Below are 7,668 nucleotides of genomic sequence, written 5' to 3'. Positions count from 1 at the left end.
GAAATCAATCTTTGTGATGGAGCGTTGGCTTGACTTAAAATACCTGAATATTTTGCTTTCATCCCTTGATATGCGGCGTAAAGCATAGGCCAACAGCTGGGACATTTCCCATCAGGATCATTATACCGGATCGGATTGTTCCAGCTGAACTGATATGGGGACAATCCTATTTGATTGGGATGGTCGGCAAGTACATCTATGCTTATAAACCTGCCTATAGCAGGATCGTAATGTCTTGACTTGAAGTCGTATAATTCCAGATTAAGGTCTCTTATGATCTCGTTGCCGTTGTAGAGATAACGCTATACTCCCGCACAACCTTTTCCCTGCTCTTTCCAATCCTGCTCACTCACTTTTAAAGAACGTCCTGCCCTTACGGCACACTCCCATAAAGATAGTTTTTTTCTTTCATCTGAAGATGTTTTCAGTTGAAAAAAAGAAGATGGCGCATTTGTAGTCCTTTTGTAAAACATCCTCTTAAAAGAAAAAACGGAAAAAAAGAAAGCCTTCAATCGGGCTGCATGGCCGGGCTGTCAAGGTTTTTGGTAAAAAAATACTACCCGGCAGGGTGGAGATTTTTTTACCAAAACCCGAAGGGCTTGACCTTGACTGGCCGAGCCAATGCAAGCCTAACTTTGCTCTTCTTTTTTGTTGTTTTTTTCCTGCACCCAACCTGTTTTCGAAGACGGGACCTGGCCTTGCGGGCGGGGAAAGCCCCCCTGATCGGGGGTTGGGGGTGATTTCTAGGCGGCCGGCCTTTTTGTGGGTTGGTTGCGGGCCGCCTGCGGGTGCCGACGACAGCCTGCCAGGGAAAACGACCGTAGGAAGTGGCTGGCAGTGAGCAGTGCCCATGATACCGCTTTCTTTTTGGACTGTCCATCATGGGCGCTGCGGTCTGTCGGTGGCCCGCAGGCCCGCAATAACTCTGGCAGGCGGTGGGTGCGTTGCGGCTGAACGGAACGGAGCTTCAGCGGAGTGAAGAGAAGCGGCAAAAGCAGACACAGTAGCCTGCCGTGAGGAAGAGGAAGGAGCGCAAAAGACATGACAGGCTGCGAGGCACGAGCACCCGAAGGGCGGTGCAGCTGCCTGGAACACCTTATTCATTTAAACAACCTGTGGAAGGCTGCTGCACCGGGCTGGCGTGGCTTTTTGCCGACGACCGATGACGAACGCCGCTTAACCTGTGACCGTTGTCTTTACTGCAGACCTCCTTTCGGAGCCCTTACCCCAGCGGATGGTGTTTTTGTACCGCCGCCTTCAGTTCCTCCAAACCCGTCTGCCTGTACCTCTCGGTTGAACTTGGGTTTTTGTGTCCCGCAAACACCTGGACAACCCGTAAGTCCTTTCCTTCCTTCAACAGGTTGGCGATCACGCTCTGCCGGATGGTTTGGGCGTTCAGTTTCCTTTCCGGAAAGAGATCCCTAAAAGTCTCCACCAGATAATTGATGTCATCGGCCTTGATTGCCTTCCCCCGGATGTTCAGGATCAGTTGGTCGGTGTATTCGCTGATGGTTTTTGGGCGTATTTCGTGGATATAGCGGTAAAAAAGCATGATCTGTTTGGGCTTCATTTTCAGGGTTCTTGGCAGTGTCTTGGCCATGCCCCTGCTGTAAACCGTCCCGGCTTCCAGGTCAACATCCTGTAAACTAACCTGTTCTGTTTCCTTCAGCCGCAATCCCTGGTAGATCAGCAGACTGACAACCACCTGGTTCCTGACCCTTACGCTTTCATAGCGTTCCTTCCTTTCCATCAGCTGTTCGAGTTCAGTTGAAGAAAAAAGATCCTGCAACTGGATATCCTGTCCTTTTGCATCCCGCAGCCTCAAAAACCTGCAGGGATGGTCTTCCCGCTTTCCCGTATGCAGCAGCCAGTTGTGCCAGGATTTTGCCCCGTACAGCATCCTGTTGACCGTCCTTGGGTTTTTGTGTTTTTTCCTAAGATAGTCCACATACTGCAGGATGTCTTGGTAGGTGGCTTTTTCCGCCCTTTCCTCCGTCATATAATCCAGGTATATCCGGATGTCCCGCAGGTAGATCTTTGCAGTCTCGGGTGTATGCTTTTCCAGCAGGTATGCTTTCAGTTCACTGTCGTTCAACATATCTGCCCGTTCAGGTATTGTTTGCTGATTTTGGCGTATATCTGGGTCGTTTCAAGATGGCGGTGGCCCAAAAAGTCCCTCACCTGCTCGATGCCCAGGCCGCCTTCCAACAGGTGGGTGGCGATGCTGTGCCGCAGGCAGTGAAGCCCGATCCTGTCCGTAAAGCCCGCCTGTTCCGCCAGATATCCGAGCCGTCTCCAAAAGCTGTCCCCGGACATCCTGTTCCCGTGGTTGTTGAGCATAAAAGCTTTCAGGCTGTCGGCTGTGGCTCCGTTTCTGTAGGATTCCCTTTCCTGCAGATAGTAGTCTTTCAGGTCTTGGGCAACCTGTACGCCCATCGGCACCGCCCTTCTTTTCCCGCCCTTGCCGGAACGCACGTACAGCAACTGCCCCTTAAAGTGTATGTCGGCGATATCCAGCTTTTCGGCCTCCGACCTCCTCAGCCCACAGCCGTAGAACAGGCTCAGCATGGCCCGGTCACGAAGGGTCTCACAGGCACAGTACAGGGCTTTGATCTCTTCGGTGCTCAACACCTTTCTGGGCGGATGTTCCGGTTTGGGGAAGGCCAGTGCGCCGAAGGGGTTGCTTTCAAGATCCCCAACGGCTTCCCGGAAGTTCATAAAGGTTTTCAGGGCGTACAGGTGGTGGTTGATCTGGCTTTCGCTCAAGGCCCCGCCCCTTTGGCTCGGCCTTCTCTTCAGGTACTCCCAATGTTCCAGGATATGCCCGGGCGTGATGCCGTCCAGTCCGTGGATGCCAAGGCCTTCCATCCGGTAAAAAAACTCCCGCAGGCAGGATGGCAGGGCCTCACAGCTCCCTTTGTTGTAGCCTGTCCTTTCAAGGTACAGCCTAAAGTCCAGTAACAGTCCACTATATTCTTTATTGTATATCGGTAAGTGCTTCATGGTGTGGTGGTTTTTGGTTTTCAAAGTGGCATGCCTTGCCTTTCGTCGTAACAGTTGTTCAAGGGGGGCTTGCGTTTTCCCGGGTCACGGGTCGCCAGCCTGATTTATAGCCATTTTCAGCCTTTTTGGGCTTTAAAGGCATATTCTTGCGACCCAAAACACATGGGTCGCTAACGGGTCGCCAAGATTTCCAACTGATCCAATTGTCCCTGTAAATGCCGTTTCACCTTGCCTTTCAGCTTGGCCACATCGTCCCAGTACACAATCTTATAGCGGTAGCCCTTGTTGATATGCCCGCCTGCCTGGCAGATGTATTCCAGGCTGAGCAGGTCATGGATATAGCGCTGCAGCCCGGTCTTGCTGATGTTCAGTGCCTGCCTGATCTCACGCTGCCCGAAGCTGTAGGATTCGTATGCATCGCCCTTTCCCTTGATGTAGGTTTTCAGCTGCTCGTAGAACAGCCGGAGGCTGCCGTCCAGCTCGTCTATCTTCAGCACGATGCTGTCAAACATGATCTCCGCAGCTACCTGCAGATCCTCTTTCTCCGTGATCAGCCTCCCTTTCCCGTCCTTCTTCCTGCGGTACTGGTTCATCAGGGTCATCTGCTTCACGAAGCTCTGGTACAGCCCGTTCAGCCGCCTGATCTTGTGGGCCTCTTCCGGCAGGTTCACTTTGTCTGCGTATGGATTGACCACTTCACACGGTTTCAGCATCCTGATACAGTCCTGTATAAACCCCGTGGCCTTCCTTTCTTCCTGCCCGTCGACCTTTCCTGATGCCTTTTGGTTCTGGTATTGGATGATCCTTTGCGTCTGCGCTTTGGTCTCGTCCACGGCGATCAGGAAACAGCGGTTCATGTTGTCCTCGTAGATCTCCCCCTTGGTGGTGCAGGCCATCGATGCGATCGGCCCGTAGACGATCTTCTCGTACGCCCGGTTGTTGCCCTTCTCGTCCTGTCCCGTGGTGCTGCTCGACAGCATCTCCCTTGACTGCAGTTCCCTGAATGCCAGCTGCGCCTCTTCCTTCATCCCGTCAAGATCCTCCAGGCAGATCAGCTTGTTTTTCAGGTCGTACATGCCATAATTATAAAAACTGCTCTCCGTGACCCTTGTAAACCTTTTCACATCTTCATCCGGGATAAAGCTGCTGATCTTCACCAGAAGGTGGGTCTTTCCCGATCCGCTCGATCCCTGGATCAGGGCGTGAAGGGTGTCAGGCATCCCGTAGCTGGCGGCTATGCAGAACAAAAACACCCGGTTGTTTTCCTCCCCGACCACGCCCGCCTTTCCGATCAGGTCATTAAACCTCTGGATCAGGTTGGGCTTGCCCAAAAAGTCTTTGCACCGACCGCTTGCCGTGCTGTCCAGGGTTGTCCTTGCGCTTTCCGGCTTTTGCCCCGTTTCCCGGCTGTCCCGGTAGTCCTCCAGAAGGTCGGCCAGGCGGCACAGGTCGAGCTCCAACAGGTCTGCCCTGAGGTTCAGCTTTTCGGCCGCCTCCCTTGCTATCCTTTCCGTCTGCTTGTTCTCGTACAGGTCCAGGCGGTTGCGGTAGCGGTTATAGGCGCTGTTGCCCTTCCCCTCGACCATCAGGCTGATCTGTAGCCTGTCGGGTTCCTGGCGTACCCCGCCCTTTACATAGTAATGCGCCGTATCTGTAAAGTATATGATCCGGTGGGGGTTGGTGGTGTCGAATCTGCTTGCCGCATGGCTTGGACTGGAAGTTGGTTTCTGGCTTTCGGGTTTTGGTTGTGGAGCGGTTTCCGATGGGGTGGGTTTGGGCTGTTCCGGAACCGTTGGCTGTATCTGTTCCCGGATTTCTTTTTTTTCATTTGAAACAGTTTCATTTGAAGAATAAAGAGATCCGTTTGGCGCATCAAAAGGGATACGGCTGTCCAGCAGGTGATTGAGAAGTTCTTCCGCACTGTCCGTATGGTTGACATACAGGCTGTTTACATCCTCACCCTCCGGGGTGTTGACAAGGCTGATCTTGACCGCTGGCAGCAGGCCTTTCAGCTTTTCTCCCTGTTTCCTTGCCCCTTCCAGTCCGGCGGAATCCCCGTCAAAAAAGAAAATGATTTCCTGTAGGTTGGTGAGTGATTGGATGGACTCTATATGTTCCTCGGTCAGCCCATTTGTCCCGTAACAGGAAAGTACTTGATATTCATTGGTGATCCCGGGGATTTGAAGCAGCGTGGCCGCATCGATGATGGCCTCCGTCAGGATCAGTTTGGTGGTTTCGGGTTTGGGACCGTGTCCGACCGCCGTCGGATAACACGGATAAAGCCCCTGCCTGTCCCTGAGGTAAAAGTGGCGTGCCTGTCGGTCATCCGTTGTACTCCGGAAGTATAGGCTTACTATTTGGCCCTCCCTGTTCCTGAGCGGGAACACGATACCGCCCTTTCCGAAGGGACTGTAGGCCTTTTCTCCTGTGCGGTTGTTTGTATGGCCCCTGTCCAGCAACAGACCGTATTTCAGACAGGCTTCGATCAGGGCTTCGTCCTTTCTGCTCCCGTGGTGGAACTGGCCACTGTTGTAGCCAACCTCCGTTTTGCCGTAGTCCAGCCCACGGATTTCCAGGTGTTCACGGGCAGGACGGCTGTTGTGCACCGCATTCCTGAAGTAGGTGAACATGTTTGTGAGCAGCGCAACTCTGGTAAGTTTCCCAGCGGGGGAAGCCGTGCCCGTAATCAGTTCCCCCGCCTTCAGGATTGCCTGGTGTTTGTCTGTTTGTTCCATATGCATGATAAAGTCGATCACGTCCAGGCTCTTGCCGTGCGTGGGGCAGTTGGAGCTGAAGCAGTAGGCCGTCTGGGTCTTGTAGTACACCTGCATGCTCGGGGTCTTGTCATCGTGGAACGGGCAGTTCAGCCGGTTTTGTTTGTCCGGTTTCAGCCCGTAATGTTCCAGCACCTCCTTTAGCGTCAGTCCGGTTTTGATCTCCTGTATTTCCATCGCTTAACCCGCCTTCTTTTCCAGGTTACCAAACAAGTCTCTCAGATCGCTCAGGACGGCATACAGCTCCAACAGTTCCCGGCCGCAGTCCGGCTCCCTTTCCACAAGGCACATGTGGGTGACCAGTATCAGCAGCAGCTCGTCCAGATGCCTTTTCAGCTCGGGGGCATCCACGAAGTTTTCTAGGAACAGATCCAGCCCCCGGTAGTCGTATAGGTACTCTTTTTCGTTTTCCATGGCCGTGTTTTCTTTCATTGTGAAGATTTTTCAAAATTTCCATTTATGACTAATCATTCACAATACTAACCAATCATTCCGAATCAAGCAAGTATCATAGCAATTGTTTCTAACCTTTTATTCGCTTATTTTTGGATAATCATCGGTTTTTGGATCATAAATACGACAGATCATGACGTTTGGAGAGAGAATAACATATGCGAGAAAACAGAAAAAAATGACCCAGGGCGCATTGGGCAAGGCCGTGGGGACCTCAGGCGACATCATCGGCAAGTATGAACGGGACGAGATCAAGCCATCGATCGACACCGCATCTAAAATAGCCGATGCACTAGGCGTAACCCTAGACTATCTGGTAAAGGACGGAGAGTACCAAAACATCGACAACGATGCCCTCAAAAGACTACAGCAGCTCGAAAAACTTGACCCTAGGGATAAGGATCACTTGTATGCCCTTATGGACGCTTTCTTCGCAAAACATAAAATGGATAGCCTATTGCTGTGATTAAAAAAGCCCCAGTTACGGGGCTTTTTTAATCTAAGTCACTAAAGAGTTTAAATTGTTATCAAAGAAAACTACCCAAAAAGATAGTATAATAAAATCATTAGTAATACTACTATAAGACCAATTAAATTGATTATAGCTGCTTTACCTGCAGGATCATTTATTTTTTTCATCGTCAATTTTATTAGTTACCACCCCAGCAGTTTTGTTTACTATACTTCCAGTGCCCATTAAAACTGATTCTTGGACTACTTCTTGAGTTACATTGTTAATTAATCCTACTTTTTTTGACTGCCTTATTGCCCCACTTGTAGCAGAATTTGTTACAGCACCAACAGCCATATTAGCACCTTCTTGGACTGCACCTTGAACATTTCCATTGCTTAAATGAACTCCCGCCTTCATGGATTTACCAAGTATGGAAGCTCCTTCACCAATAGGCACAAGAACCATAGAAGCTCCTTCTGTCGGTATCGCAAGTAAGATTCCTACATCTGACACTGCCTCTCCACCTTTATCAAGAATATTTCCCACATCCATTGTTGCTTCCTTTGCAAAGGTTTTTCCAACTTCGGTCACTGCATTGATATCGGAAGCAACCCCTGTAATCTTAATGGCTGACCTCGTGGTTTCATTCATCCCGATATTTGAAGGGGTATTGCCAGACGTTCCCGAAATCAATCTTTGTGATGGAGCGTTGGCTTGACTTAAAATACCTGAATATTTTGCTTTCATCCCTTGATATGCGGCGTAAAGCATAGGCCAACAGCTGGGACATTTCCCATCAGGATCATTATACCGGATCGGATTGTTCCAGCTGAACTGATATGGGGACAATCCTATTTGATTGGGATGGTCGGCAAGTACATCTATGCTTATAAACCTGCCTATAGCAGGATCGTAATGTCTTGACTTGAAGTCGTATAATTCCAGATTAAGGTCTCTTATGATCTCGTTGCCGTTGTAGAGATA

The 7,668-nt window shown here is 50.7% G+C and carries 6 protein-coding genes and 1 pseudogene; 1 reads left to right on the top strand and 6 read right to left on the bottom strand.

Translation table 11 applies throughout. The features are described from left to right. The 5 genes and pseudogenes from MM239_RS21270 to MM239_RS20350 all read right to left on the bottom strand — a co-directional run. Nucleotides 1-287, bottom strand: a pseudogene (locus MM239_RS21270) (RHS repeat domain-containing protein); the annotation flags it as partial. A gap of 935 nt (nt 288-1,222) precedes the next feature. Continuing rightward, nucleotides 1,223-2,098: a tyrosine-type recombinase/integrase gene (locus MM239_RS20365; protein ID WP_241350171.1), complete on the bottom strand. Its 876-nt coding sequence runs from the start codon at nt 2,096-2,098 to the stop codon at nt 1,223-1,225. Beyond that, nucleotides 2,092-3,003, bottom strand: coding sequence for a tyrosine-type recombinase/integrase (locus MM239_RS20360; protein ID WP_241350170.1), 912 nt, complete (start codon nt 3,001-3,003; stop codon nt 2,092-2,094). Before MM239_RS20360 ends, MM239_RS20365 begins: the two co-directional genes overlap by 7 nt. 170 nt (nt 3,004-3,173) lie before the next feature. Next, nucleotides 3,174-5,954, bottom strand: a complete 2,781-nt coding sequence (locus MM239_RS20355) for a CHC2 zinc finger domain-containing protein (protein ID WP_241350169.1) — start codon at nt 5,952-5,954, stop codon at nt 3,174-3,176. A gap of 3 nt (nt 5,955-5,957) precedes the next feature. Further along, nucleotides 5,958-6,209: a hypothetical protein gene (locus tag MM239_RS20350; RefSeq protein WP_241350168.1), complete on the bottom strand. Its 252-nt coding sequence runs from the start codon at nt 6,207-6,209 to the stop codon at nt 5,958-5,960. A gap of 154 nt (nt 6,210-6,363) precedes the next feature. Between MM239_RS20350 and MM239_RS20345 the strand changes: the two genes are divergently transcribed. Beyond that, complete coding sequence (locus MM239_RS20345) at nt 6,364-6,696, top strand: helix-turn-helix domain-containing protein (protein ID WP_241350167.1); 333 nt, start codon at nt 6,364-6,366, stop codon at nt 6,694-6,696. Between the two features lie 156 nt (nt 6,697-6,852). Here MM239_RS20345 and MM239_RS20340 read toward each other — a convergent pair. Beyond that, the coding region (locus tag MM239_RS20340) for an RHS repeat domain-containing protein (RefSeq protein WP_317235656.1) at nt 6,853-7,668 on the bottom strand (816 nt) is incomplete at its 5' end.

The sequence above is a fragment of the Belliella filtrata genome, from assembly GCF_022549775.1.
Classification (GTDB): Bacteria; Bacteroidota; Bacteroidia; order Cytophagales; family Cyclobacteriaceae; genus Belliella; species Belliella filtrata.
This window is presented reverse-complemented; position numbering and strand designations above follow the sequence as displayed.